Origin of the sequence: Streptomyces sp. RK62 (assembly GCF_018070255.1) — a bacterium.
GTDB classification, from domain to species: Bacteria; Actinomycetota; Actinomycetes; order Streptomycetales; family Streptomycetaceae; genus Streptomyces; species Streptomyces nigra.
This window is the reverse complement of the sequence record NZ_JAGPYD010000001.1, coordinates 220506-246133: the sequence shown is the minus strand read 5'-3', so window position 1 is coordinate 246133 and position 25628 is coordinate 220506. Positions and strand designations below refer to the sequence as shown.

20 protein-coding genes and 1 pseudogene are annotated in these 25628 nt (G+C 72.0%); 7 read left to right on the top strand and 14 right to left on the bottom strand.

The annotated features are described in order from the left end of the window. Window positions 1-114: 114 nt before the first annotated feature. The 3 genes from KBY32_RS00970 to KBY32_RS00960 form a co-directional block, all read right to left on the bottom strand. A complete protein-coding gene (locus KBY32_RS00970) occupies window positions 115-1821 on the bottom strand; it encodes a BCCT family transporter (protein ID WP_210978465.1) in 1707 nt (568 codons plus the stop codon). Between the two features lie 88 nt (window positions 1822-1909). Next, window positions 1910-3169: a M14 family metallocarboxypeptidase gene (locus KBY32_RS00965; protein ID WP_210978464.1), complete on the bottom strand. Its 1260-nt coding sequence runs from the start codon at window positions 3167-3169 to the stop codon at window positions 1910-1912. Continuing rightward, window positions 3166-5121 carry a Xaa-Pro dipeptidyl-peptidase gene (locus KBY32_RS00960; protein ID WP_210978463.1) on the bottom strand — a complete coding sequence of 652 codons (1956 nt, stop codon included), beginning with the start codon at window positions 5119-5121 and terminating at the stop codon, window positions 3166-3168. Before KBY32_RS00960 ends, KBY32_RS00965 begins: the two co-directional genes overlap by 4 nt. A 227-nt stretch (window positions 5122-5348) precedes the next feature. Between KBY32_RS00960 and KBY32_RS00955 the strand changes: the two genes are divergently transcribed. After that, the gene (locus KBY32_RS00955; RefSeq protein WP_210978462.1) at window positions 5349-6839 is read left to right on the top strand and encodes a M1 family metallopeptidase; all 1491 of its coding nucleotides are present in this window, start codon (window positions 5349-5351) and stop codon (window positions 6837-6839) included. 4 nt (window positions 6840-6843) lie between these two features. On the opposite strand, the gene KBY32_RS00950 is transcribed toward KBY32_RS00955, so the two are convergent. Further along, entirely contained in the window at window positions 6844-7782 is a 939-nt protein-coding gene (locus tag KBY32_RS00950; protein ID WP_210978461.1) for a PfkB family carbohydrate kinase, read from the bottom strand. A gap of 38 nt (window positions 7783-7820) precedes the next feature. Then, a complete protein-coding gene (locus KBY32_RS00945) occupies window positions 7821-9257 on the bottom strand; it encodes an amino acid permease (protein WP_210978460.1) in 1437 nt (478 codons plus the stop codon). A 257-nt stretch (window positions 9258-9514) separates the two neighbouring features. Between KBY32_RS00945 and KBY32_RS00940 the strand changes: the two genes are divergently transcribed. Further along, complete coding sequence (locus KBY32_RS00940) at window positions 9515-10252, top strand: MerR family transcriptional regulator (protein WP_210978459.1); 738 nt, start codon at window positions 9515-9517, stop codon at window positions 10250-10252. A gap of 54 nt (window positions 10253-10306) precedes the next feature. Here KBY32_RS00940 and KBY32_RS00935 read toward each other — a convergent pair whose 3' ends face one another. From KBY32_RS00935 to KBY32_RS00915, 5 genes are all read right to left on the bottom strand, one after another. Further along, the gene (locus KBY32_RS00935) at window positions 10307-12487 is read right to left on the bottom strand and encodes a 3-hydroxyacyl-CoA dehydrogenase NAD-binding domain-containing protein (RefSeq protein WP_210978458.1); all 2181 of its coding nucleotides are present in this window, start codon (window positions 12485-12487) and stop codon (window positions 10307-10309) included. A gap of 44 nt (window positions 12488-12531) precedes the next feature. Further along, window positions 12532-13746 carry an acetyl-CoA C-acetyltransferase gene (locus KBY32_RS00930; RefSeq protein ID WP_115505766.1) on the bottom strand — a complete coding sequence of 405 codons (1215 nt, stop codon included), beginning with the start codon at window positions 13744-13746 and terminating at the stop codon, window positions 12532-12534. Window positions 13747-13769: 23 nt separating this feature from the next. Beyond that, window positions 13770-14912 carry an acyl-CoA dehydrogenase family protein gene (locus KBY32_RS00925; protein WP_055619181.1) on the bottom strand — a complete coding sequence of 381 codons (1143 nt, stop codon included), beginning with the start codon at window positions 14910-14912 and terminating at the stop codon, window positions 13770-13772. Further along, window positions 14909-16057, bottom strand: coding sequence for a CaiB/BaiF CoA-transferase family protein (locus KBY32_RS00920; RefSeq protein WP_210978457.1), 1149 nt, complete (start codon window positions 16055-16057; stop codon window positions 14909-14911). Before KBY32_RS00920 ends, KBY32_RS00925 begins: the two co-directional genes overlap by 4 nt. 140 nt (window positions 16058-16197) lie before the next feature. Continuing rightward, the gene (locus KBY32_RS00915; protein ID WP_181890274.1) at window positions 16198-16578 is read right to left on the bottom strand and encodes an MmcQ/YjbR family DNA-binding protein; all 381 of its coding nucleotides are present in this window, start codon (window positions 16576-16578) and stop codon (window positions 16198-16200) included. A 91-nt stretch (window positions 16579-16669) separates the two neighbouring features. Here KBY32_RS00915 and KBY32_RS00910 point away from each other — a divergent pair, with 91 nt between their 5' ends. After that, a complete protein-coding gene (locus tag KBY32_RS00910; protein ID WP_210978456.1) occupies window positions 16670-17848 on the top strand; it encodes a trans-acting enoyl reductase family protein in 1179 nt (392 codons plus the stop codon). A 4-nt stretch (window positions 17849-17852) separates the two neighbouring features. Here KBY32_RS00910 and mmpA read toward each other — a convergent pair whose 3' ends face one another. The 4 genes and pseudogenes from mmpA to KBY32_RS00890 all read right to left on the bottom strand — a co-directional run bounded on the left by mmpA (window position 17853) and on the right by KBY32_RS00890 (window position 20843). Beyond that, complete coding sequence (gene mmpA / locus KBY32_RS00905) at window positions 17853-17999, bottom strand: morphogenic membrane protein MmpA (RefSeq protein WP_181890273.1); 147 nt, start codon at window positions 17997-17999, stop codon at window positions 17853-17855. Window positions 18000-18522: 523 nt separating this feature from the next. Next, window positions 18523-19206 (bottom strand): annotated as a pseudogene (locus KBY32_RS00900) (endonuclease V); the annotation flags it as partial. 182 nt (window positions 19207-19388) lie between these two features. Continuing rightward, window positions 19389-19712 (bottom strand): plasmid stabilization protein, encoded by a 324-nt coding sequence (locus tag KBY32_RS00895; RefSeq protein WP_115506050.1) that lies wholly within the window; start codon window positions 19710-19712, stop codon window positions 19389-19391. A 45-nt stretch (window positions 19713-19757) separates the two neighbouring features. Continuing rightward, window positions 19758-20843: an oxidoreductase gene (locus tag KBY32_RS00890; RefSeq protein ID WP_210978455.1), complete on the bottom strand. Its 1086-nt coding sequence runs from the start codon at window positions 20841-20843 to the stop codon at window positions 19758-19760. A gap of 240 nt (window positions 20844-21083) precedes the next feature. Between KBY32_RS00890 and KBY32_RS00885 the strand changes: the two genes are divergently transcribed. From KBY32_RS00885 to KBY32_RS00870, 4 genes are all read left to right on the top strand, one after another. Next, window positions 21084-21500, top strand: coding sequence for an SsgA family sporulation/cell division regulator (locus KBY32_RS00885; protein WP_055619186.1), 417 nt, complete (start codon window positions 21084-21086; stop codon window positions 21498-21500). A gap of 322 nt (window positions 21501-21822) precedes the next feature. Then, window positions 21823-23448 carry an ABC-F family ATP-binding cassette domain-containing protein gene (locus tag KBY32_RS00880; RefSeq protein ID WP_210978454.1) on the top strand — a complete coding sequence of 542 codons (1626 nt, stop codon included), beginning with the start codon at window positions 21823-21825 and terminating at the stop codon, window positions 23446-23448. A gap of 164 nt (window positions 23449-23612) precedes the next feature. Continuing rightward, window positions 23613-24389 (top strand): dimethylargininase, encoded by a 777-nt coding sequence (gene ddaH, locus KBY32_RS00875; protein WP_210978453.1) that lies wholly within the window; start codon window positions 23613-23615, stop codon window positions 24387-24389. A gap of 219 nt (window positions 24390-24608) precedes the next feature. Continuing rightward, complete coding sequence (locus KBY32_RS00870; RefSeq protein ID WP_210978452.1) at window positions 24609-25583, top strand: acyl-ACP desaturase; 975 nt, start codon at window positions 24609-24611, stop codon at window positions 25581-25583. Window positions 25584-25628 lie beyond the last annotated feature (45 nt).

Sequence of the window (25628 nt, the reverse complement as noted above, 5' to 3'; positions counted from 1 at the left end):
CGGTTCGGGGGGCCGAACGCACGCGCGGGCGCGAGGGGTTGTTCGAGGGCACGAAGGGGTCCTTGGGGGCGCGCGGGAGGCGGACGGACCGCCTCCCCCACGTCGACGCGCCCCTCAGCTGTGGTCGTGGCCCAGGGGGTCTCCGCTGGTCTCGGTACCGGGGCCCGGGCCGACCTTGATCTCGAACTCCCCGTCGTACCGCTTGTGTCCCTCGATCACCGCGAGGTCGATGGCCTCGGAGCCGATCTCGCCGCGCACGATGACCGGGTCCCGCCGCAGATCGCGCATGAGGGCCACACACATCCCGATCATCACCAGGACGAAGGGTGCCGCCGCCAGGATCGTGAGGTTCTGAAGCCCGGTCAGGGCGTCGCCCTGGCCGCTGCCGACGAGCAGCATGATGGCCGCCACGGCACCGGTGACCACACCCCAGAAGACGACGACGAAGCGGCCCGGCTCCAGGGCGCCCTTCTGGGAGAGCGTCCCCATCACGATGGACGCCGCGTCGGCTCCGGACACGAAGAAGATGCCGACCAGGATCATCACCAGCAGGCTGGTGACGGTGGCGATCGGGAACTCCTGGAGGAGGCCGAAGAGCTGGCCCTCGGGGGTGTCCTTCCCGGCGAGACCGCCGCCCTCCTTCACCTTCATCGCGGAACCGCCGAAGATCGCGAACCAGACGAGGCTGACCGTGCTGGGCACGAGGATGACACCGCCGACGAACTGGCGGATGGTGCGCCCGCGGCTGATGCGGGCGATGAACATGCCGACGAACGGCGTCCAGGAGATCCACCACGCCCAGTAGAAGACCGTCCAGCTGCCGAGCCACGCGGCGACACCCTCGCCGCCGCTGGCCTCGGTACGCCCGGCCAGCTGGGGCAGGTCGCCGAGGTAGGAGAAGACCGAGGTGGGCAGCAGGTCCAGCACGATGATCGTCGGGCCCGCGATGAACACGAACACCGCGAGGATCAGGGCGAGCACCATGTTGATGTTCGACAGCCACTGGATGCCCCGCTCGATGCCGGAGACGGCCGAGGCGACGAAGGCCAGCGTCAGCACCGCGATGATCGCGACGAGCAGACCGGTGCTCACGTCGTCCATCCAGTCCAGCTCCTGGAAGCCGGAGCCGATCTGCAGGGCGCCGAGGCCCAGGGAGGCCGCGGAGCCGAAGACGGTCGCGATGATCGCGAGGATGTCGATCACGCGTCCCGTGACGCCGTTCGCGTGCCGTTCCCCGATCAGCGGGGTGAAGACCGCGCTGATCGTCTGGCGCCGGCGCTTGCGGAAGGTGCTGTAGGCGATGGCGAGCCCGACCACCGCGTAGATCGCCCACGGATGCAGCGTCCAGTGGAAGAGGGTGGTGGCCATCGCCGTCTCCATGCGCTCACCGGAGTTGGCGGGGTCGGTGCCCGGGGGCGGTGTCGTGTAGTGCGCGAGCGGCTCGCTGACGCCGTAGAACATCAGGCCGATGCCCATGCCGGCGCTGAACATCATGGCGACCCAGGACACCGTCTTGAACTCGGGCTCCTCGCCCTCGGCACCCAGGTGGATCCGCCCGTACCGGCTGATGGCGAGCCAGAGCGCGAACACCACGAACGCGGAGGCGGCCAGCATGAACGCCCAGCCGCCGTTGTGGATCAGGCCGTCGAGGAGCGTCGAGGACGCGCTCTCCAGCGAGTCCGTCCCCGTCGCTCCCCAGATCACGAAGGCCAGGGTGATGGCCGCGGTGACACCGAACACCACTCGGTCGGTACGGCGGGCGGAAGCGCCCGCGGACGCTTCCGGACCGTCACCGCCTCTCTGCTTCAGATCGTCAGTCATCTGCGGCACCTTCCCCTGGAAACGGTGGATACGCCGGTCACCACGTGTTTTCCAGGACCTACCACAGAAACCGCCACGCGGACCCCGTTCAGCAGCCGGTGTCGGGCTCACCCTCCGTGAGGTGGTACGGCGCACGCTCGTCCAGGAGCAGCGGGACCAGCGCGCGCAGTGGCTGGCGCAGGGGCACATAGGTGCCCCGGGTGCGTACTCCGTGGAGCGCGAGCTCGTCCTTGACCTGCGCGTACTGGGCCTCGGTCAGCCGGTAGCCGCAGGGCGGGTCCGCGATCACCTCCGCCGGTCCGGGCGGGTCGTTGTCGGCGCCGCCCACGTACACCGGTCCGCGGTCGGCCCAGCCGGCGAGCCGGGCGGAGGTGGTGGCCCGTTCGACGCGCCCGCGCTCCTCGCCGGCGAACCGGAACAGCCCGCCGAGCGCCGCGAGCTGCGAGCCCACCCGGCGCCGGTGGTTCAGGGCCGGGTCGTCCCGTTCGGCGTCGGTGAGGGCGTCGACCCGGCTCTCGATGAGCAGGCCCACCGCGTGCTTGACGCCGGTCATGTTCCGCAGGATGCGCTCCTGGCCGTCCCCGGCGACCTGCCGGACCGGCTCGCCGGTCACCGGGTCGGTCCAGATACCGTACGTCCCCGTGGTGTGGCCCGCTCGGGCCGCCGCGGGGCGCACATACGCCTCCGACAGGGTGCGGGCGGCGTCGTGGACGGCGCCGTCCGTGTTGAGGTTGCGCGGCCACAGGTCGAACAGGTCCTTGTCGTAGTACGGCGGGGTGGCGCCGTACTCGTGCAGGTCGTAGACGATGTCGGGCCGTTCGTCGCGGACGACGGCGGCCATGGCGCGGCCCTCGGCGGTGGCGAGCGCGAGATGGTCGCGGTTGACGTCGACGCCGTCACCGTTGCCGCGGGTGTCGGCGGCCCGGCCGTCGGGGTTGGCGGTGGGCACGACCAGCACAGTGGTGCGCTCCAGGAACCGTCGGGTGGCCCGGTCGTTCGCGTAGGCCAGGTCGCGGACGGTGGACAGACAGGCCTCGCGGCCCGACGGTTCGTCACCGTGCTGGCTGCACACCAGCATCACCTTGTGCGCGGCCCCGCGTTCCCCGATGCGGACGAGCTGGAGGGGGCGGCCCTGGCCGGTGGTGCCGATCCGGGCGACGGAGACCCGGTCGCTCGCCCGGTCGACGGTGGCCAGCAGCGACTGTTCCTCGGGCTGGGTGGTCCAGCGGGCCCCGTCCGACTGCTCGAAGCCGGTGCGGGGCGGCGCGGGCGTGGCGTGGGCGGGGCCGGCCACCAGGCAGGCGGCGAGGGCGGCCCCGGTCAGGACGAGTGCTCCGGCGCGGCTCATCGGCCTCCCTCCGGAATCCGCCCGGCGCGCTGGGACGGACCCGACACCCCGTCGAGGTGCCCGGTGGGCGAGGCGCTGGGCGAGCCTGCGGTGGCGCGGGCGAACGCGGCGGCGCCCCCGACGAACGGCACCCGGGCCTTGGTGCGGGACAGGTCGAGGGTGAGGGTGGGCCTGGTCGACGGCGGGTCGATGAGGTCCTTGTCGGTGCCGGCGACGATCAGGGCGAGCCGGTGGCCGGCCGGGACGACGTGGTCGGTGGCCGCCAGGTCGAGGGTGATCGTGTACGCCTTGCCCGGGGTGAGCGGCCCGCCCTGGTGGGCGGAGGCGTGGGTGCCGAGATCGGCCCAGCCGCGGCTGACGACCGTGTGCTCGACATCGGTGGTGTCGGCGGCCGTCCGCAGGAAGCAGGCGCTGTCGCCGGTGGTGCTCGCGCCCCAGCAGTCGCGGTCGGTGAGCGTGGTGACGCCCTCGCCGCTCGCGGCGTAGTCGCGGATCGTGGCGGGGCCGAGGTCGACCAGGACGGCCGAGAGATGGGCCGTGGCGGTGCTCGGGGTCGCGGTGACGGTGACCTTCGAGGAGCCGGACAGCCGCAGGTCGCGGGTGAACGGACCGGTCACGAAGCCGGCCTTGTCGGCGGTGGCGCTGTCGATCCGGGCGGCCCAGTCGGTCTCGCCGCTCCGCGGGTCGTCGGTGAACGTCTCGGTGCCGCGGCCCTTGCGCAGGCCCAGGGTGCCGACGCCGGGTTGCTCGCCGTGCGCGGGGCGCAGGGTGGTGGCGGCGGTGCCGCGGGGCGGCCAGACCGGGGAGGTGACCCACTGGTCGGGGGCACGCTCGATGTCGGCCATCGGCTCACGGTCGATGCCGTTGTCGTAGCCGAGGAGTTCGTGGTCGAACCAGCGGTGCAGGGTCTTCACCCACTCGGCGCGGCGGAAGTCGAACGGGTCGACGTGGCCGGTCTGAGCGAGCCAGATCTTGCGCTCGACGCCGTTCCTCGCGAGGGCGTCCCACCATTGGCCGACGTGCTTCATCCGGACGTTGAGGTCCTGTGCGCCGTGGACGAGGAAGACGCTCGCCCGCACCTTGCGCGCGTCCTTGACGTAGTCGCGCTCGGTCCACAGGGGCGTCCAGTCGCCGGTGCGCGGGGCCCCGTCGACGAGCTTCTGCTGGACGGCGGCGCACGTGGCGCGGGCGTCGGGGCTGTTCACGTAGTCGGAGAGCCAGTCGGGGCCGGAGTCGTAGAGCGGGGCGCCCTGCTGGAAGTAGTAGTCGTACCAGGAGGAGATCGCGCTGATCGGGACGATCGTCTTCAGGCCCTTCACACCGGTGGCGGCGACGCCGTTGGCGATGGTGCCGTCCCAGCTCTTGCCGATCATGCCGGTGCGGCCGTTCGTCCAGGTCGCCTTGGCGCGGGTGGTGCCGGTGCGGGTCGTGTACGCCGTGGCGCGGCCGTTCAGCCAGTCGACGACGGCCTTCGCGGAGAGGATGTCGGAGCGGCCGCCGACGTCCACGCAGCCGTCGGAGCGGTTGGTGCCGGCGAGGTCGACGCCGACGACGGCGTAGCCGCGCGGCACGAAGTAGTTGTCGTAGAACAGCGGCATCCGTACGACGTCGCCGTTCGCGTCGTACGTCTTCTTCTGGCTCTCGTTGCCGCGTCCGCAGCACGAGTAGTACGGGCTGGCGTCCATGATGACGGGCACCTTGCGGCCCTGGGCGGCGGCCTCGCGGGGCCGGACGATGTCGACGGCGACCCGGTCGGGGCGGCCGTCGCGGTCGGCGTCGAGTCCGGTGTCCACCCAGACGGCCTCGCGGACGGCGTTCTCGTAGGAGTGGACGGGTCGGCTCTCGCGCGGGGCCGGGTGGGCCGTCGTGGGCGCGAGGAACGTGGCCAGGAGGGCGGCGGTGGCCGCCGTCGTGAGCGGTCTCCAGATCGTCGAGCGCGTACGGTTCGGCATGCGCGGACGGTACATCGGTCAACTCCCGTGCAGAAGAGGGCGACTGACGGCACGTGAGGACCGGCGGGCCTCGAGTGGCCTCGGGTGGCCGATAACCGCCCCCGGGGCGGCGCGGCACGTGTCGGCCGGATGGCGATCGTGTGACGGCGGTGGCCATGGACACACCGGGGACACAGGGGGTGAATAGGCTCCCGACAGACTTCGGTCCCCTACGACTTGGAGCTTTCGTGCACCGCAGATTCATGGCGCCGGGCGCCCTCGCGGCCGCCTCCCTGATGCTGGTGATCCCGGCCTCGGCGGCGGGTCACGCCCCTGGCGCCCCGGGCATCGGCGACCCCTACTACCCGGCCTACGGCAACGGCGGATACGACGTCTCCCACTACGACCTCCGGCTGACGTACCGGCCGGCCACGGACGAGCTGGAGGGCACCGCGACGCTGCTCGCGCGCACCACGCGGGACCTGTCCCGGCTGAACCTGGACTTCCTGCTGGACGTCGGGGAGGTCCGCGTCAACGGCGCGAAGGCGGCGTTCGCCACGTCCGGGGAGCACGAGCTGGAGATCACCCCGAAGAAGCCGATGGACAAGGGCACGGACCTCACGATCGTCGTGCGCTACAAGGGTGTGCCGTCCTCGAAGAAGGCCTACGGCTTCACCAGCTGGCACCGCACCCCGGACGGCGGGGTCGCCGCGAACGAGCCCGAGGCGGCCTGGTGGTGGTTCCCCAGCAACGACCATCCGCTGGACAAGGCGACCTACGACGTCTCGGTGCAGGTCCCGGACGGCACCCAGGCCATCTCCAACGGCACGCTGCAGGCGACGAGTTCACGCCTGGGCTGGACCCGCTACAACTGGCGGTCCAGTAAGCCGCAGGCGACCTATCTCGCCACGCTCGCCGTCGGCCGGTTCGACGTGACGACGGGGACGAGCGACAGCGGCATCCCGGTGGTCAACGCGTACAGCAAGGACCTTGGGCCGCACTACGGCGCCGCGCGGGCCAGCGTCGAGCGGACCGGTGAGATCGCGGACTGGCTGAGCGAGTTCTTCGGGCCGTATCCCTTCGACGCGCTCGGCGGCTATGTGCCGAACACCGACACGGGCTATGCGCTGGAGACGCAGACCCGGCCGTTCTACAGCCCGCGGCAGTTCGCGAACGGGTCGAACACCAGCGTCGTCGTGCACGAGCTGGCCCACCAGTGGTACGGCGACTCGGTGTCCGTGAAGGGCTGGAAGGACATCTGGATCAACGAGGGCTTCGCGCGGTACGCGCAGTGGCTGTGGTCGGAGCACGAGGGCGAGGGGACGGCGAGCGAGATCGCCGCCTACACGTACGCCTCCCGGCCGGCCGACGACCCGTTCTGGACGGTGAAGCCCGGTGACCCGGGTCCGGAGAACCAGTTCCACGGGGCGGTCTACGACCGGGGCGCGCTGGCCCTGCAGGCGCTGCGCGACACGATCGGGGACGACGCGTTCTTCACGATCGTGAAGGGCTGGACCGCGAAGCACGCCTACGGCAACGCGTCGGTGGCCGACTTCCGCCGGTACGCGGAGGAGGTGTCCGGGCAGCCGCTCGCGGCGCTGTTCGACACCTGGCTGTTCCAGCCGTCGAAGCCGTCCGCGTCGGTGGCGCGGGCCGCCTCCGTCGCCGGACCGCAGGCCCCGGAGCGGCCGAGGTCGTGGAAGAAGATCGCCGCGACGAACGGGGTGCACGCGCACTGACCTTCTAGAGGTCTGCGGCGCGGACGCGCAGATCGTCCAGGCCTATCGCCGTCGTCTCCGTGGCCGGCACCGTGCAGGCGTGGGCGCCGGCGATCGTGCCGAACAGGGCGCTGCGCAGCGGTGTCTCGCGGTTCAGCCAGGCGTGCAGGAACGCGGCGGCGAAGGCGTCGCCCGCGCCGTTGGAGTCGACCACCGGCGCGGGCGGCGTCACGGCGGGCAGCCGCGTCAGCTCGTCGTCCGCGAGGACGAAGGCGCCCTGGGCTCCCGCCGTGGCGACGACCACCTCGGCCCTCCCCCGCTCGGCGATCCGGCGCATGGCGCGCTCCGGGTCGCCGAGTGCGGCGGCGGAGAGGAACACCACGTCGGCGGCGTACGCGAACGGCTCGTGGTACGAGTTCTCCCCGTCCCAGTCGTGCAGGTCGGTGGAGAGCGTGACGCCCGTATCGCGCAGCACGGGGAGGGCGTGCGCGCAGGGTTGGGTGAGGGAGACGTGCGCGTGACGGCTCGCGCCGGCGAGGGCGCGCAGCGTGTCCTCGGGGAACCGGTCGTCGGGGTGCGCCCTGCTGGTGTCGTACAGGGAGAGCCGCCGGCCGTCGGGCCCGACGAGGTTGACGGCGCGCTTGGTGCCGGCGGGCTGCGGTACGGCGGTGAGGGGGATGCCGTGCTCGCGGTGCAGGGCGCGGACGAGGTCGCCCTCGGGGTCGTCGCCGAGGAAGTCGAGGTGGTGGGTGCGTAGGCCGAGGGCGGTCAGGGCGACGGCCACGAAGTCCCCGGTCTGCCCGGCCCGGGTCCGGATACCGCTGTCGATCATGTAGCTGTCGGCGTACGGGAGCGGCAGCTCCGGCACCCGCACGATGGTGTCGACCCCGGCCCCGCCCAGCACCAGGACGTCGATGGCGCGGCCGGCGGTGGCGTCACCCGGGACATACGTGATCTCCGACATGACGCCACCGTAGCGGCCCCCACCGACAACGCCGTCCGCTAGGAGGTGGCCACCCGGCGGCGGACCGCGAACCAGCCCGCGACGAGTAGCGCGGCGATGACGGGGATGAGGAGCAGGGTCTTGCGGCCGACCTCGGGGTCGTTGGCCATCATGCCCAGGCAGACCAGCAGGAAGGCGATCGTGGCGATCTCCGTGACCGGGCTGCCGGGGAGGCGGAAGGACGGGCGGCGCAGCAGGCCGGCCCGGGCCCGGCGGACGAAGACCAGGTGGCAGATCATGATGATCACCCAGGTGGAGATGATGCCCAGGGACGCCACGTTCAGGACGATCTCGAAGGCCTTGCTCGGCACGAGGTAGTTCAGGCCGACGCCGAGCACGCAGACGGCGCAGGTGAGCAGGATGCCGCCGTAGGGGACCTGGCTGCGGTTCATCCGGGCGGTGAACTTCGGGGCGGAGCCCGCCGTCGCCATGGAGCGCAGGATGCGGCCCGTGGAGTAGAGGCCGGAGTTCAGCGAGGACATCGCCGCCGTCAGGACGACGAGGTTCATCACGTCGCCGGCCGCCGGGACGCCGATCTTCGACAGGACGGTGACGAAGGGGCTCTCGTCGGCCGAGTACACCGAGCCGGGCAGCAGCAGGGCGAGCAGGACGACGGAGCCGCAGTAGAAGAGGCCGACCCGCCACATGATCGAGTTCACCGCGCGCGGGACGACCTTCTCCGGTTCGGCGGTCTCGCCCGCTGCGACGCCGACGAGTTCCAGGGCGGCGTACGCGAAGATCACGCCCTGCATGACCAGGACGACGGGCATCGCGCCGTGCGGGAGGATGCCGCCGTTGTCGGTGATCACGCTGAGACCGGGCGTGGTGCCGCCGACCTCGTGCCGGGTGGCGAGCAGGAAGACGCCGACCAGCATGAAGGCGACGAGGGTGGCGACCTTGACGATCGCGAACCAGAACTCCATCTCGCCGAAGATCTTCACCGAGATCAGGTTCACGGCCAGGACGACCGCCAGGGCGGCCAGGGCCAGCAGCCACTGCGGGATGTCGGTGAACAGGCTCCAGTAGTGGGTGTAGAGCGCGATCGCGGTGATGTCGGCGATCCCGGTCGTCGACCAGTTCAGGAAGTACATCCAGCCGGCGACATAGGCGCCCTTCTCGCCGAGGAACTCGCGCGCGTACGACACGAAGGAGCCCGACGAGGGCCGGTACAGGACGAGCTCGCCGAGCGCGCGCACCACGAAGAAGGCGAAGACGCCGCAGACGAGGTAGGCCAGGGCGAGTGCGGGTCCCGCGCTCTGCAGGCGTCCGCCCGCGCCGAGGAAGAGGCCGGTGCCGATGGCCCCGCCGATGGCGATCATGTTGACGTGGCGGGCCTTGAGGTCCTTGCTGTAACCGGCGTCGCCCGCGTCCGCGGGCGTCTGGGCCGCGGGTTCGGGGGTCGCGGCCACTGCCGTGTCCACGGCGTCCTTGCTCACGGGAGGATCCACTCTCTGGTGCGCCCGAGCAGACCTCACTCGGGTTCCGGACGTACGAGCGGCCCGTGCACCGGGGGCGGGCGCGGACCGACGGGGCGCCTTCCCACGCGCGAACCGATCACACGGTGGCGTGTGTCACAGAGCGTGACGTCTCCCCGGCCGGGACCCTCCGGTGGGTCACGGGAGGTGTCACGACACGAGAGGTGTTACAGCGCGAGAGGTGTCACAGCATTGGTGAGACAGCGATACTGCTGCACATGACGACCGGCACCGGGGATTCGACCCTCACGATCGACGAGCTGGCCGCGCGCGCGGGGACGACGGTCCGCACGGTGCGGTTCTACGGCACCAAGGGCCTGCTGCCGCCCCCGGTGCTCGGCCCCCGCCGGGTCGGGCGCTACGGGCGCGAGCATCTGGCCCGGCTGGCGCTGATCGAGGAGCTGCAGCACCAGGGCATGACGCTGGCGGCCATCGAGCGGTACCTCCAGCAGCTCCCGCCGGATCTGGACGCGCACGATCTCGCGGTGCACCGGGCCGTCGTGGCGTCCTGGGCGCCGGAGAGCGTGGAGACGGTCGCGCGGGCCGAGCTGGAGCGGCGGGCCGGGCGCGCGCTCGGCGACGCGGAGCTGGAGCGGCTGACCGCGATGGGGGTCGTCCTGGACGGCGACGGCGACACCTACCGCGTGGACCCGGGGCTGCTGCGGCTCGGGGTGCAGTTGCTGGACGTGCCGCTGTCCTCGGAGGCGATCCTCGCCTCGCGCAAGGTCCTCATCGAGCACGCGCGCGAGGCGGCGCGGGAGCTGTCGCGGCTCTTCCGGCAGGAGGTCGAGCAGCGGGCCGCGCAGGACGTGAAGTCGCTGTCCGCGTCGATGCAGCCGCTGGTGGTGCAGGCCATGCTGACGGCCTTCCAGCGGTCGCTGCGCGAGGACCTGCGGGAGTGGCTGGGCGGCGGCACCCGGACGGACGGCGAGGCCCCGGCGGACGGCGCTCCCTGACGGCCGGGGTCCCCGGGCGCAGCGCCCGGGGACCCCGTATCCGAAAGTGGGACGTCACCCTCCGTCGGTGAACGTCTCCCCCTTCTCCGCCTTCTCCACCAGCAGCGCCGGCGGCGTGAACCGCTCGCCGTACGCCTCCGCCAGCTCGCGGGCGCGGGCCGTGAAGCCGGCCACCCCGCCCTCGTAGCCGTTGATGTACTGGAGCACGCCGCCCGTCCAGCCGGGGAAGCCGATGCCCAGGATGGAGCCGATGTTGGCGTCGGCGACGGACGTCAGGACGCCCTCCTCCAGCAGCCGCACGGTGTCCAGCGCCTCGGCGAACAGCATGCGCTCCTGCATGTCCCGGAACGGGATCTCCGCGCCCTCGCGGGTGAAGTGCTCGCGCAGCCCCGGCCACAGACCGGCCCGCTTGCCGCTCTCGTCGTAGTCGTAGAAGCCCTTGCCGCCGCTGCGGCCCGGCCGGTCGAACTCGTCGACCATACGGTCGATGACGGCCTCGGCGGGGTGCGGCGTCCAGGTGCCGCCCGCCTCCTCCACGGCCCGCTGGGACTCGTTGCGGATCTTGCGCGGGAGGGTCAGGGTCAGCTCGTCCATCAGGGACAGGACCTTGGCGGGGTAGCCGGCCTGCGCCGCCGCCTGCTCGACCGACGCGGGCTCGACGCCCTCGCCGACCATGGCGACGCCCTCGTTGATGAACTGGCCGATGACACGGGAGGTGAAGAAGCCGCGCGAGTCGTTGACGACGATCGGCGTCTTGTTGATCTGCCGGACCAGGTCGAACGCGCGCGCGAGCGCCTCCTCCCCCGTCTTCTCGCCCTTGATGATCTCGACGAGCGGCATCTTGTCGACGGGCGAGAAGAAGTGCAGCCCGATGAAGTCGGCCTGGCGCTCCACGCCCTCGGCGAGGACGGTGATCGGCAGCGTCGAGGTGTTGGAGCACAGCAGCGCGTCCGGCTCGACGATGTGCTGGATCTCCTGGAACACCTTGTGCTTGAGCTCGGGGTTCTCGAACACGGCCTCGATGACCGCGTCGCAGCCGGCCACGTCCTGCGGGTCGGCCGTCGGGGTGATGCGGGCCAGCAGCGCGTCGGCCTTCTCCCGCGTCGTACGGCCCCGGGAGACCGCCTTCGTGCACAGCGTCTCCGAGTAGCCCTTGCCCTTGACGGCGGCTTCCAGCGTCACGTCCTTCAGGACGACCTCGATGCCGGCGCGGGCGCAGGAGTACGCGATGCCCGCGCCCATCATCCCGGCGCCGAGGACGGCGACCTTGCGGACCTTGCGGGGCTCGACGCCCTTCGGCCGGTTGGCGCCGGAGTTGACGGCCTGGAGGTCGAAGAAGAACGCCTGGATCATGTTCTTGGAGGTCTGGCCGGCCGCCAGCTCCACGAAGTAGCGCGCCTCGATGACCTGCGCGGTCTCGAAGTCGACCTGGGCGCCCTCGACGGCGGCCGCGAGGATGTTGCGGGGCGCCGGGTAGGGGGCGCCGCCGGTCTGCTTGCGCAGGTTGGCCGGGAAGGCGGGGAGGTTCGCCGCGAACTTGGGGTTCGACGGGGTGCCGCCGGGGATGCGGTAGCCGGGCCGGTCCCAGGGCTGCTGGGACTCGGGGTGGGCGTCGATGTAGGCGCGGGCCTTGGCGAGCAGTTCCTCGCGGGTGCCGGCGACGTCGTCGACGAGGCCGTTCTCCAGGGCGCGCTGCGGGGTGTACTGGGTGCCCTGGAGGAGGACCTTCAGCAGGGCGTCGGCGATGCCGAGCAGGCGGACGGTGCGGACGACGCCGCCTCCGCCGGGCAGCAGGCCGAGGGTGACCTCGGGGCAGCCGATCTTGGAGCCGGGCGCGTCGAGCGCGATGCGGTGGTGGCAGGCGAGGGCGATCTCGTAACCGCCGCCGAGGGCCGCGCCGTTGAGGGCGGCGACGACCGGCTTGCCGAGGGTCTCGATACGGCGCAGTTGGCGCTTGATCGCCATGCCGCCCTCGAACAGGTCCTGCGCGGTCTCCGGGGTGACCCGGATGAGGTCGCGCAGGTCGCCGCCCGCGAAGAAGGTCTTCTTGGCGGAGGTGACGATGACACCGCGGATGGTGTCCTTCTCCGCCTCCAGCCGGTCCGTGACTGCGGCGAGCGAGTCGCGGAACGCCTGGTTCATGGTGTTGGCGGACTGGCTGGGGTCGTCCAGGACGAGGGTGACGACGCCGGTGTCGTCCTGCTCCCAGCGGATGGTGGTGGATTCAGTGCTCATGTGAGGAGTGCTCCGTGTGATCCGTCGTATCCGTCGGGAGGGGGTCAGATGCGCTCGACGATGGTGGCGATGCCCATGCCGCCGCCGACGCAGAGCGTGGCGAGGCCGTACCGCTTGTCCTGGCGCTCGAGTTCGTCGACGAGCGTGCCGAGGATCATGGCGCCGGTGGCGCCGAGCGGGTGGCCGAGGGCGATGGCGCCGCCGTTGACGTTGACCTTGTCCAGCGACAGGCCCATGTCCTTGACGAAGCGCAGGACGACCGCCGCGAACGCCTCGTTGATCTCGACGAGGTCGATGTCGTCGATGGTCAGGCCGGCCTTGGCGAGCGCCTTGCGGGTGGCGGGCGCCGGGCCGGTGAGCATGATGGTGGGCTCGGAGCCGGAGACGGCGGCGGAGACGATCCGCGCGCGGGGCGTGAGGCCGTGGCGCTCGCCGACCTCCTTGCTGCCGACGGCGACGAGCGAGGCGCCGTCCACGATGCCGGAGGAGTTGCCCGCGTGGTGGACGTGGTCGATCTTCTCCACCCAGTGGTACTTCTGCAGGGCGACGGCGTCGAAGCCGCCGAGGTCGCCGATGTCCGCGAAGGACGGCTTGAGCTTGCCGAGGGAGTCGGCGGTGGTGCCGGGGCGCATGTGCTCGTCGTGGTCGAGGACGACGAGGCCGTTGCGGTCCTTGACCGGGACGACGGACCGGTCGAAGCGGCCCTCCTTCCAGGCCGTCGCCGCCCGCTCCTGGGACAGGGCCGCGTACTCGTCGACGTCGCGGCGGGTGAAGCCCTCGATGGTGGCGATGAGGTCGGCGCCGATGCCCTGGGGCACGAAGTTGGTGTCCAGGTTGGTCATCGGGTCGTTGAACCAGGCGCCGCCGTCCGAGGCCATCGGCACCCGGGACATGGACTCCACGCCGCCCGCGAGGACCAGGTCCTCCCAGCCGGAACGGACCTTCATCGCGGCCAGGTTGACGGCTTCCAGGCCGGAGGCGCAGAAGCGGTTCTCCTGGACGCCGGCCACCGTGTCGGGCAGTCCGGCCGCGATGGCGGCGATCCGGGCGATGTCGGAGCCCTGGTCGCCGACGGGGCCGACGACGCCGAGCACGATGTCGTCGATGGCCCCCGGGTCGAGGTCCGGGAAGCGGTCGCGGATCTCGTGGATCAGCCCGACGACCAGATCGACGGGCTTGGTGCCGTGCAGGGCGCCGTTCGCCTTGCCACGGCCGCGCGGGGTGCGGATCGCGTCGTACAGATACGCTTCGGTGCTCACAGTCAAGCCTTTCGGGGTGAGGGTCAGCCCAGCAGGGAACGGCCGATGATCTCCTTCATGATCTCGGTCGTCCCGCCGTAGATGGTCTGGATGCGGCCGTCCGTGAAGGCCCGTGCCACCGGGTGTTCGTTCATGTAGCCGTACCCGCCGTGCAGTTGCAGACAGCGGTCGGCGACGCGCTTCTGGAGCTCGGTCGCCCACCACTTGGCCATCGAGGCGTGCACGGCGTCGAGCTCGCCGCGGTCGTGGTCCGCTATGCAGCGGTCCAGGAAGGTGCGGGTGACCGCGCACTCGGTGGCCATCTCGGCCACCTCGAAGCGGATGTGCTGCTTGGTCGCCAGGGGGCGGCCGAACGCCTCGCGCTCCTTGACGTACGCGGTGGTGATCTCCAGCAGGTGCTCGGCGGCGGCGATCGCGGAGACGGCGATGCTGAGGCGCTCCTGCGCGAGGTTCGTCATCAGGTGCACGAACGCGCCGTCGAGCTCGCCGAGCAGGTTCTCCTTGGGGACGCGGACGTCGTGGAAGAACAGCTCGGCGGTGTCCTGGGCCTTCTGGCCGATCTTGTCGAGGTTGCGGCCGCGTTCGAAGCCCTCCATGCCGCGCTCGACCACGAGCAGCGACAGCCCGCGGGCGCCGCCCTCGGGGGTGGTCTTCGCGACGACGATCACCAGGTCGGCGAGGATGCCGTTGGAGATGAACGTCTTGGAGCCGTTGAGCAGCCAGTGGTCGCCGTGGTCCTCGGCGTGGGTGCGGATGCCCTGCAGGTCGGAGCCGGCCCCCGGCTCGGTCATGGCGATGGCCGTGATCAGCGTGCCGTCGCAGAAGCCGGGCAGCCAGCGGCGCTTCTGCTCGTCGGTGGCGAGGCCGGTCAGATAGGGGCCGATGATGTCGTTGTGCAGCCCGAGGGCGAGTCCCGGGGTGCCGGCGCGGGTGAACTCCTCGGCGAGGACGGCGCTGTAGCGGAAGTCGTCGGTGCCGCCGCCTCCGTACTCCTCGGGGACGGCGAAGCCGAGCAGGCCCTGCTTGCCGGCCGCGCGCCAGGCGTCACGGGAGACGACGCCGTCCTTCTCCCACTGCGCGTAGTGCGGCAGCACCTCCCTGGCGAGGAAGGCGCGCACGGTCTCCCGGAACGCGTCGTGCTCGGGGGCGAAGATCTGCCGCTTCATGCGAGGCCTTTCGTGGGTTCGGGGTGCGGGGCCGGGGCGGGCAGGTCCCAGTCGCGGGCCACGTCCGCCGCGTCGGCGCCCGGCCGCGCCGGTCCGGTGCGTACGGCGGTGGGGGTGGCCGAGAAGCGGGGTGCCGGGGCCGGCTGGGTGATGCCGTCGTGGTCGGTGAAGGTGCCGCGGGCGGCGAGGTGCGGATGGTGCGGGGCCTCACCCAGGGTGAGGACGGGGGCCACACAGGCGTCGGTGCCCTCGAAGACGGCCGTCCACTCGTCGCGGGTACGGGTCCGGAACCGGGCGGCGACCGCCTCGCGCAGCTCGCCCCAGCGGCGGACGTCCATACGGGCGTCGATGTGCTCCGGCAGGCCGAGCAGGGTGACGAACTCCTCGTAGAACTGCGGCTCCAGGGCCCCGACGGCGATGTACCGGCCGTCGGCGGTCTCGTAGGTGCCGTAGTAGGGGCAGCCGCCGTCGAGGAGGTTGGCGCCGCGCCGGTCCTGCCAGCCGCCGGCGGCCAGCATGCCGTGGATCATCGCGGAGAGGTGGGCGGTGCCGTCGACGATGGCGGCGTCGACGACCTGTCCCTCGCCGGTCGCGCGCGCGTGGTGCAGGGCGGCGAGGAGACCGACGACGAGGTACAGGGAGCCGCCCGCGTAGTCGCCGAGGAGGTTGGCGGGGACGACGGGCGGTTCGCCGGGGGCGCCGATCATGCCGAGGGTGCCGGTGAGGGCGATGTAGCCGATGTCGTGGCCGGCGCGGTCGGCGAGCGGGCCGTCCTGGCCCCAGCCGGTCATCCGGCCGTACACCAGCCGGGGGTTGCGGGCGTGGCAGTCCCCGGGACCGACGCCGAGGCGCTCGGCCACGCCGGGGCGGTAGCTCTCGATGAGCAGGTCGGCGCGTTCGACGAGGTCGAGGACGCGGGCGGCGCCGTCCGGGGCTTTGAGGTCGACGATCACCGAGCGCTTGTTGCGGTTGGTGATGTCGTAGGCGGGGTCGATCCCCAGGCCGGGGCCGCCGGGGCGGTCCACGCGGACGACGTCCGCGCCCAGGTCGGCGAGGAGCATGGCGGCGAACGGGCCAGGCCCGATCCCGGCCAGCTCGACCACACGCACGCCGGTGAGCGGGCCCTGTCCTGCTGTCGTCCCCATCCTGCCCTCACTTGTGTGTGACACAACCGCTGTAACACCAGTGATGCTAAGAAGGTGCGCCGGTCGGCACAAGAGCAAGCGCTTAGAAAGTTTGCCGCCGTTCCTGGCCACCGGCCCGGCTGCCGAGCCGCCCCGCGCGGTCAGCGGGCGTCGAGCTCCGCCGCCAGCCGTTTCGGGGCGATGACGCGATAGCTCTCCTCCACCCACTCGCACAGCAGTCCGGCCGCCGGGGCGCCCGCCGGCTCCAGGGGCACCCGCACCCAGCCCGACCGGCCCAGCCCGTACCCGGCGGGCTCCGCGCCCGGGCTGGTCAGGGCGTGGGCGTGGACCGCCTCGTCCGTCAGCTTCACCGTCACCCCCAGGGGGTAGCCGCTGTCGGGTGCGCCGAGGAAGACGAACACCTTCTTGTTCACCTTCGCCACGGTGTCCCCCCAGGGGAAGTCCTCCGTCGCGCTCGGCAGGCCGAGGGCGAACTCGCGCACTTTTTCCCACTTCTTCAGGGCAGTCCTGGGCACGGTCACGCCCTCACCTCCGGGCTCGTCGTCGGGCTCCGCGTCCCTCACGCTAGCCTCGGCCACCGACAACGGCGCGTGGTGCGGAACGAGGGGTGTCATGAGCAGGCTGAGCAGGTCGGATCGTCCGTACGACATCGTGCTCTTCGGGGCGACGGGGTTCGTGGGGGTGCTGACCGCGGAGTACCTCGCCGCGCACGCGCCCGAGGGACTGCGGTGGGCCCTCGCGGGGCGCAGCAAGGCGAAGCTGGAGGCGCTGCGCGCGTCACTGCCGGACGCGGCGGGGGTCGACGTGCTGGAGGCCGACGTGGCCGACCCGGCGTCGGTGCGCCGGCTCGCGGAGCAGGCGCGTGTCGTGGCCTCGACGGTGGGGCCGTACGTGCGGTACGGCGAGGACCTGGTCGCGGCCTGCGCGGACACCGGCGCCGACTATCTCGACCTGTGCGGCGAGCCGGAGTTCGTGGACCTGACGTACGTCCGGCACGACGCACGCGCGCGGGAGACGGGCGCCCGGCTGGTGCACGCCTGCGGGTTCGACTCGGTCCCGCACGACCTCGGGGCGTACTTCACCGTGCGGCAGCTGCCGGAGGGGGTGCCGCTGACGGTCGACGCGTATGTGACGGCCGACGCCGCCTTCTCGGGCGGTACGTTCGCCTCGGCGCTCGGCCAGTTCGCGCGCGGGCGCCAGATGGCCGCCGCCGCCCGGGACCGCGCCCGGCACGAGCCGCGCCTGATGGGGCGGCGGGCGCTGGCGCCGACGGGGGCGCCCCGGTTCGCCGGGGAGGTCGGCGCGTGGGCGCTGCCGCTGCCGACGATCGACCCGCAGATCGTGAAGCGGTCCGCGCGGGCGCTGGAGCGCTACGGCCCCGACTTCCGCTACCGCCACTACGCGGCCGTACGGCGGCTGCCCATCGCGGTGGGCGGGGTCGCGGCGATGGCCGCCCTGCTCACGGCGGCCCAGTTGCCGCCGGCCCGGCGCTGGCTGTCGGACCGGCTCAAGCCGGGTGAGGGGCCGGGCCCGGAGAAGCGGGCGAAGAGCTGGTTCTCGGTGCGGTTCGTCGGCGAGGGCGGCGGGCGGCGGGTGTTCACCGAGGTCGCCGGGGGCGACCCGGGCTATGGCGAGACGGCGAAGATGTTCGCCGAGTCGGCCCTCTGCCTGGCCTTCGACGACCTGCCGGACACGGCCGGGCAGGTGACCACGGCGGTCGCGATGGGCGACACCCTGATCGAACGGCTGCGCGCGGCGGGCATCACGTTCCGGGTGGCCGCCACCCGCTGACCCCTCAGACCGGCCAGTTCACCAGCGTCCAGACCATCCCGACGATCCACCCGAGCCCCGCGAGCACCCCCACGACGAGCGCGGCCGTCACGGCCCGCTCGACGGGACGCTCGGGATCGGCAAGCGGCTTGTGCGCACGGTGAGTCGTCATGCCCCCCACCCTGCCGAGCCCCCTGGGACGACCACATCCGTACGGGTACTCAGTCGGGCTACTCAGGGTTCCCGTCCGGCGGCCACTCCCCCAGTGCCTCGGCGATCCGACTCCGGACCGCCGGGTCGCCGCCGGCCTCGGCCAGGCGGATGGCGAGCGGAGCGATCCGCCAGCCCGTGTGGTGGTCGAAGAAGGGCGCGGGGCCGGCCTCGTTGTGCGCGAGCTTCGCGACCAGTTCGGCCAGAAGGAAGAGGAGGAAGCGCTGCTCCCCCGCCACGTCGGCACCGATCGGTATGGCGGCCCGAACCTGCTCGAACACCTGGCGGCCATCGCTCCACCGGTCGCGGTCGGCCACCAGGTCCAGGACCGCCGAGATCTCGGGTGCGGGCGCGGTGCCCTCGACCGCCGCCGCGAGGACTCCACCGGCCCAGGTCACCGGGTCCCGACGGCGTTCGAAGACGGAGCGGCCCCAACTGACCGTCGGGTCGGCCGCGGCGCGGGCCGCTGGTTCCGGTCGGGGCGCCGTCGCCTGCTTCAGGGCCCGGCGGCACAAGGTGTCCGCGTGGCGGGTCGTTTCCGGGAGGCGGTACTTGGGGGTCAGGGTGAGGACGTGGGCGCGGGCCCTGGTGAGGGTCGTGCGGTGGCCCACCGAGACGAAGACCGGTTTCACGCCGTCCTGGGTGCGCAGGGCGCTGCCCACCTGCTCGGCGCCGGACAGGAGCGGGGTGGCCGAGCCGCGTGCGGTGGCCGGGGCGTCGTAGGTGAAGGTGAACGGGTTCTTGGCGACGCCGATCGTGGGCAGGCCGGTGAGCACGCCGAGGTGGCTGGCGAGGCCGAAGCGGCGGGGGTGGGCGAGGCCGTAGCCGTCGCAGACGACGAGGCCGGGCGGGCACGGCAGGGCGTCCAGGGCCGCCAGCACCGTCGGCAGCTCGCGGAAGGCGAGCAGGCCGGGGACGTACGGGAAGGAGATCCGCCCGACCGCGGTGGCCTCGGCGACGACGTCCAGGGTCGCCGCGTCCAGGACGACGGCCGCCGCAGCCACCACGTCCCGCTCATCGTCGTAGGCCACGTCCACCCCGGTGACATGCCCGGTGCCGGGCGCCGGCCCCGGTTCGTCGAGCACGACCCGGCGCCGCAGCTCGTCCTGGACGGCGCGGGCCTCTTCCTCGGTCGCGGGCCAGCCCGCGGGCACCCTCACGGTCGTCATGCGGAGAAGCGTACGAGCGCGGTGAAGACCCCCGTGACGGCGGAGGCTGGTTGGCCGTCGCGGGGGTCGGTCCAGGGGGGCGAACGACGTCTCGTGTGCGGTGCGTTCGCCCGGTCACCGGGTCCGTCGCCAGGAGGACGGGGCCCGGACGCGCACGGTCCCGTGGGACGCGGCGCTCAAGCTCACTTGCCCAGTGCCTGCTTGAGCTGGCTCTTGTTCATGTCCGAACGCCCGTGGATGTTCTTCTTCTTCGCCTCCTCGTACAGCTGGTCCCGGGTAGGGCCCTGCGGCCCCTTTCCCGACCGCTCGCCGCCCCGCTGACCCGAGGACTTGTCCTGGATCGAGGTACGGCTCGCCGTCCTGGACTCACCGGAGCGGGCGCGCTCCTTGTTCACCGTCCGCGAGGCGATCTCCTTGGCGCGCGAGGGGCTCTCGCCCCGGTCCTGGGCGCTCTTCTTGATGTGCTCGTACTGGCGTTCCCGCTTCGGGCTCGAACCGGCCGGCATGGTCATCTCCTCTCGCCGTCCGGTTCCGGGTACCCCGATTCCGGCTTATCTCTCCAGCCGCGCGACCCTGCCCTTCTCGCCGGCGGCCCAGCAGCCTCCGTCGGGCGTGCAGTCCACGGTGTCGAACGAGCCGGTGTCGACCGTCCGCCAGGTGCGGCCGCCGTCGGTGGTCAGGTCCGTGCCGGTGGGGCCGACCGCGAGGGCGGCGGAGCGGCTGTGCGGCAGCCAGGCGACGCCGGAGCGGTAGGCGGGCGGGGGCGTGCCCGCGGGACGCCAGTGCCGTCCGCCGTCGCCGGTGCGGGCGGCGGCCACCGGGGAGGACTGGTCGGGGCGGTAGTCACCGCCGACGGCGAGGCCGTGCGCCCGGTCACGGAAGGCGAGCGCGAACACCCCGCGGGCGGGGTCGCCCGCGGGGATCGGCGCGTCGGCGGCCGTCCAGGTGAGCCCCCGGTCGGCGGAGTGCAGCACACGCGCGCGTGCCGCCCCGCCGGTGGCCAGCCAGACGTCCTTGCCGCCGGCGGCGGTCAGGCACTGCCCGCTCGCCGCGAACCCGGCCTCACCCTCCAGCGCGGGCGGCATCCCGGCGTCGGGCAGGACCGTCCACGAACGGCCGCCGTCCTTGGTGGACAGGATGCGGAACCGGCCGTCGACCGGGTCGCTCATGGCCAGGCCGTGCCGGTGGTCGAAGAAGGTCATGCAGTCGTAGAAGGCGCGTGCGTCGGTGTTGCGGAAGGTCTCCGTCCAGGTCGTGCCGCCGTCGTCGGTGCGGTACACCCGGGACGCCTCGCCCTCGCCGATGGCCAGCGCCACGGCACGCCGCGCGCCGAACGCCTCGACGTCCCGGAACTGCAGCTCCCCGGCGCCGGGCGGCGACACGTTCCGCCAGTTCCGCCCGCCGTCGGTGGTGCGCAGGACGGTACCGGCGGTTCCGGCCAGCCACGCCGTGCTCCGGCTGACCGCGGCCAGCCCCCGGAAACGCACCTCGGGCGCGCCGCTGTCCTTCAATGACCAGCGCGGCTCCGGACCCCGCGGTTCCCGCGCCTGCGCGGGCGCGGCCGTCAGCGCGGCCAGCACCGCCCCGCACACCGCCGTCACCGCCAGAGCCCAACCCGTACGTCCCGGCCGTCGCATGCTCCCCGTACGCCTCATGGCGCGCGAAGCTAGTCCACCGTCATCCCCGCGTCCAGAGCGCCTCATCGGGCATGGACGACCTTCCGGGCACGGCGGGGCGAAGGCGGCACCCCGGTGCATGAAGGCGGTGACAGAGGTCACTCGCCCTCCGGGTGCACGGAATGGCCGATTCCATCGTCTCTACAAGTGCCGTCCCCGCCCGCCCGTATCTCCGTCCCGCCGTCACAAGGGAGCAAGGCGTTGTCCACCGTCATCGAGCAGCCCGTAGAGGCCCGCCTCGTCGCCGCCGCGCCGCGGATGCAGCGCATCCCCGCGACCCTGCACTACGACCGGCGCGACCCGTTCGCCATCCGTATGACCTTCCCGGCCCCCGCCACCCTGGAGGGGGTCGAGGTCTGCTGGACCTTCAGCCGGGACCTGCTGCTGGCCGGCCTGGAGGAACCCCAGGGCGACGGCGACGTCCGCGTACGGCCGTACGGCTACGACCGTACGGTCCTGGAGTTCCACGCCCCGGAGGGCACCGCCGTCGTGCACATCCGTTCGGGCGAGGTGCGCCGCTTCCTGCGCGCCACGAGCGAGCTGGTCCCCCTCGGCCTGGAGCACCTCCAGCTCGACATGGACCGCGATCTGGCCGAGCTGATGCGCGACGCCTGCTGAGGCGGGCCGTCGCCGGGCCCCTCATGGGGGCTCAGCACCGCGCCTCGTTATTCCGTTGACACCGTCGGCAGCCCCTCGTACGGTGTACAGCGGTCCTGTTGCCGTCGATTGGAGAAGGACGTTGCTCGTCTGAGGTCCTGAGACACCGCGTCACACCACACGTGTGTGCACGCAGCGTGCGACCTCGGCGTTCGAGCCGTCCCAGCCGTCCTCACGGAACAGGGCTTCTTCCATGCCCAGGGCCTCTCACCGCCCGTTGGTCGCCGGTGTCTCGATACGCGTTTGCCCTTGAAGATCCGAGCAACCGCGGAGGCGCCCCCTCATGTCCACTTCCATCAGCTGTACCTCCCTGTCCTTCTCCTGGCCCGACGGCTCCCCCGTCTTCGAGGGCCTGGACGTCGCGTTCGGTCCCGGCAGGACCGGGCTCGTCGGCGTCAACGGATCGGGGAAATCCACCCTGTTGAAGCTCATCGCCGGTGAGCTGCCTCCGGCCGACGGCGTCGTGCGCGTCGCGGGCGAGATCGGCTATCTGCCGCAGAACGTCACCCTCGACACCGCGCTCCGGGTCGACCAGGCGCTCGGCATCGCGGGGAAACGGGCCGCACTGCACGCCATCGAGGCGGGCGACGTGGCCGAGGAGCACTTCGAGACCGTCGGCGACGACTGGGACGTGGAGGAGCGCGCCCTCGCCACCCTCGGCGAACTCGGGCTCGGCCACGTCGAGTTGGACCGTACGATCGGCGAGGTGTCGGGCGGCGAGTCGGTGCTGCTGCGGCTGGCCGCGCTGCTGCTGCGCCGCCCGGACGTCCTGCTCCTGGACGAGCCGACCAACAACCTCGACCTGTACGCCCGCCGGCGGCTCTACGCGGCCGTCGAGTCCTGGCCGGGGGTGATGGTGGTGGTCAGCCACGACCGTGAACTCCTCGACCTGGTCGACCAGATCGCCGATCTGCGCTCCGGGGAGATCAGCTGGTACGGCGGCAACTACTCGGCGTACGAGGTGGCTCTCGCCACCGAGCAGGAGGCGGCCGAGCGCATGGTGCGGGTCGCCGAGGCCGACCTGAGGAAGCAGAAGCGCGAACTGATCGACGCCCAGGTCAAGCTGGCCCGCCGCAAGCGGTACGGCCAGAAGATGTGGGACCAGAAGCGTGAGCCGAAGATCGTCATGGGGGCGCGCAAGCGGGCGGCGCAGGAGTCCGCCGGCAAGCACCGCATCATGCACGAGGAGAAGCTCGCCGAGGCGAAGGAGCGCCTGGGCGACGCGGTGGACGCCGTGCGGGACGACGACGAGATCCGCGTCGACCTGCCGTACACGGCCGTCCCCCCGGGCCGGAGCGTTCTCGCGCTGCGGGAACTGGAGGTGAGCTACGGAGCACGGGTGCCCGGCGGTCTCGATGTGCACGGTCCGGAGCGGATCGCGCTGGTCGGACGCAACGGCGCCGGCAAGACGACGCTGCTGCGGACCATCGCGGGTGAACTGGCGCCGGTGGCGGGCGAGGTGACGGCCCATGTGCCGTTGCGCTTCCTGCCGCAGCGGCTGGACGTCCTGGACGACACGGTGTCCGTCGTCGACAACGTCGCCCGGTTCGCGCCGGGTGCCGGGAACAACCGGATCCGGGCGCAGCTGGCCCGCTTCCTGTTCCGGGGCGCCCGCGCGGACCAGCTCGCCGAGACGCTCTCGGGCGGCGAGCGGTTCCGGGCGGCGCTGGCCGCGCTGATGCTGGCCGAGCCCGCGCCGCAGCTGCTGATGCTGGACGAGCCGACGAACAACCTGGACATGGCGAGCGTGCGGCAGCTGACCTCGGCGCTGGAGTCGTACGAGGGGGCGCTGATCGTGGCCAGCCACGACCTGCCGTTCCTGGGGTCCATCGGCATCACGCGCTGGCTGATGATCGAGGAGGGAGAACTGAAGGAGACGACACCGGAAGCCGTCGGGGATCCCGCCTAGCCCCTGCTCGTGCCCCTCTGGAGACCTGCCCCCGTGCGTCTCGGGAGGGGCACGACCTGACCCCGGGGGGTTTTCTACGGACGGGTAACCCCTGCATGATGGCCGTCCGGCGCCCCCCTGCATCATGGGTCCCGGAACCTGCCACCGATCCGAAAGATCCCGTCGTGCCCAGCAAGAAGGCCCTCATCCGCCGCCCCGGCCCGCGTCTCGCCGAGGGGCTGGTCACGCATGTCGAGCGGGCGGAGGTCGACGTCGACCTCGCGCTCGAGCAGTGGGAGGCGTACGCGGAGGCCCTGCGCGCGCACGACTGGGAGACCGTCGAGGTGGACCCGGCCGACGACTGCCCCGACGCGGTGTTCGTCGAGGACACGGTCGTGATGTACCGCAACGTCGCCCTGATCACCCGGCCCGGCGCCGAGTCCCGGCGGCCCGAGACGGAGGGCGTGGAGGAGGCCGTCGCCTCGCTCGGCTGCTCGGTGAACTGGATCTGGGAGCCGGGCACCCTGGACGGCGGCGACGTCCTCAAGGTCGGCGACACGATCTACGTCGGCCGGGGCGGCCGTACCAACGCGGCCGGTGTGCAGCAGCTGCGGGCCGCGTTCGAGCCGCTCGGGGCGCGGGTGATCGCCGTACCGGTCAGCAAGGTGCTGCATCTGAAGTCGGCCATCACCGCCCTGCCCGACGGGACGATCCTGGGCCGTATCCCGCAGCTCGACGTGCCCTCGCTGTTCCCGCGCTTTATGCCGGTGCCGGAGGAGTCCGGGTCGCATGTGGTGCTGCTCGGCGGGGACCGGCTGCTGATCGCCGCGAGCGCCCCGAAGACGGCCGAGATGCTCGCCGATCTCGGCCATGAGCCGGTCGTCGTCGACATCAGCGAGTTCGAGAAGCTGGAGGGATGTGTGACATGCCTCTCGGTGCGGATGCGCGATCTCTACGCCTGACGCGCTGAGCGCGTCACTCGTCCGGCCCTGGGACCTGCGGGTCCCGGGGCTTTTCGCATTCCGGGCAGTCCCGGCGGAACACCCCGCTGATCAGCGGTCTTTACGGCGTTCTTAACCTACGGCTTCGTAACCTACGGATTCGTAGCCTACGATTCCGTAGGTTGCCGGCATCCGCTCGCCGGTGTTTTCCGCTCAGCCGTCCGTCCCCCTGGAGTTCCTGTGACGATCGCTTCCCCGCACCTCGGCAGCCCCGCCGTCTGGACCGACGCCCGCCTGCTGTACGCACTGGAGGAAGTCGTCGAGAAGGAGCTGAACCGGCATCTGCAGGTCGCCAAGGACTGGATGCCGCACGAGTACGTCCCGTGGACCGACGGCCGCAACTTCCCCGGTCTCTTCGACGACGGCGAGGCCTGGGACAAGGAGCAGTCCAAGGTCACCGAGATCGGCCGGATCGCGCTGGTCGTGAACCTGCTGACCGAGGACAACCTCCCCAGCTACCACCACGAGATCGCCTCGCTCTTCGGCCGCGACGGCGCCTGGGGCACCTGGGTGCACCGCTGGACCGCCGAGGAGGGCCGGCACGGCATCGTGATGCGCGACTACCTGCTGACCTCGCGCGCGGTCGACCCGGACAAGCTGGAGCAGTTCCGGATGGCCCACATGAGTGAGGGCTTCGAGTCCGACAACCGGCACTCGATGCTGCACTCGGTGGCGTACGTGGCCTTCCAGGAGCTCGCGACCCGTATCTCGCACCGCAACACCGGCCACCAGTCCGGCGACCCCGTCTGCGACCGCATGCTGGCGCGGATCGCGACCGACGAGAACCTCCACATGGTCTTCTACCGGAACCTGCTGAAGGCCGCCTTCGAGCTGGCGCCCGACCTCACCATGCAGGCCGTGCGCGACGTCGTCGTGAACTTCCGTATGCCCGGCCACGGCATGCCCGGCTTCGAGCGGTTCGCCGCGCAGATGGCGATCGGCGAGGTCTACAACCTGCGCATCCACCACGACGACGTGATCCAGCCCGTGCTGCGCTTCCTGAAGATCATGGAGATGGACGGCCTCGGCCCCGAGGGCAAGCAGGCGCAGGAGGAGCTGGGCCTGTTCATGGGCGGCCTGGACGCCGAGGCGTCGAAGTTCGACGAGAAGCTGGCGGCCCGCAAGGCCCGTATGGCGGCCCGCGACGCCGGCTGACCCGGCCGCGCGACGGGCTCGGACCGGCGGACTCGGGCCGGCGGG

Coding starts and splice junctions, on each gene's coding strand:
- KBY32_RS00970 (WP_210978465.1), bottom strand. CDS start 1,821: ATGACTGACGATCTGAAGCAGAGAGGCGGTGACGGTCCGGAAGCGTCC.
- KBY32_RS00965 (WP_210978464.1), bottom strand. CDS start 3,169: ATGAGCCGCGCCGGAGCACTCGTCCTGACCGGGGCCGCCCTCGCCGCC.
- KBY32_RS00960 (WP_210978463.1), bottom strand. CDS start 5,121: ATGCCGAACCGTACGCGCTCGACGATCTGGAGACCGCTCACGACGGCG.
- KBY32_RS00950 (WP_210978461.1), bottom strand. CDS start 7,782: ATGTCGGAGATCACGTATGTCCCGGGTGACGCCACCGCCGGCCGCGCC.
- KBY32_RS00940 (WP_210978459.1), top strand. CDS start 9,515: ATGACGACCGGCACCGGGGATTCGACCCTCACGATCGACGAGCTGGCC.
- KBY32_RS00935 (WP_210978458.1), bottom strand. CDS start 12,487: ATGAGCACTGAATCCACCACCATCCGCTGGGAGCAGGACGACACCGGC.
- KBY32_RS00925 (WP_055619181.1), bottom strand. CDS start 14,912: ATGAAGCGGCAGATCTTCGCCCCCGAGCACGACGCGTTCCGGGAGACC.
- KBY32_RS00920 (WP_210978457.1), bottom strand. CDS start 16,057: ATGGGGACGACAGCAGGACAGGGCCCGCTCACCGGCGTGCGTGTGGTC.
- KBY32_RS00910 (WP_210978456.1), top strand. CDS start 16,670: ATGAGCAGGCTGAGCAGGTCGGATCGTCCGTACGACATCGTGCTCTTC.
- mmpA (WP_181890273.1), bottom strand. CDS start 17,999: ATGACGACTCACCGTGCGCACAAGCCGCTTGCCGATCCCGAGCGTCCC.
- KBY32_RS00895 (WP_115506050.1), bottom strand. CDS start 19,712: ATGCCGGCCGGTTCGAGCCCGAAGCGGGAACGCCAGTACGAGCACATC.
- KBY32_RS00890 (WP_210978455.1), bottom strand. CDS start 20,843: ATGCGACGGCCGGGACGTACGGGTTGGGCTCTGGCGGTGACGGCGGTG.
- KBY32_RS00880 (WP_210978454.1), top strand. CDS start 21,823: ATGTCCACTTCCATCAGCTGTACCTCCCTGTCCTTCTCCTGGCCCGAC.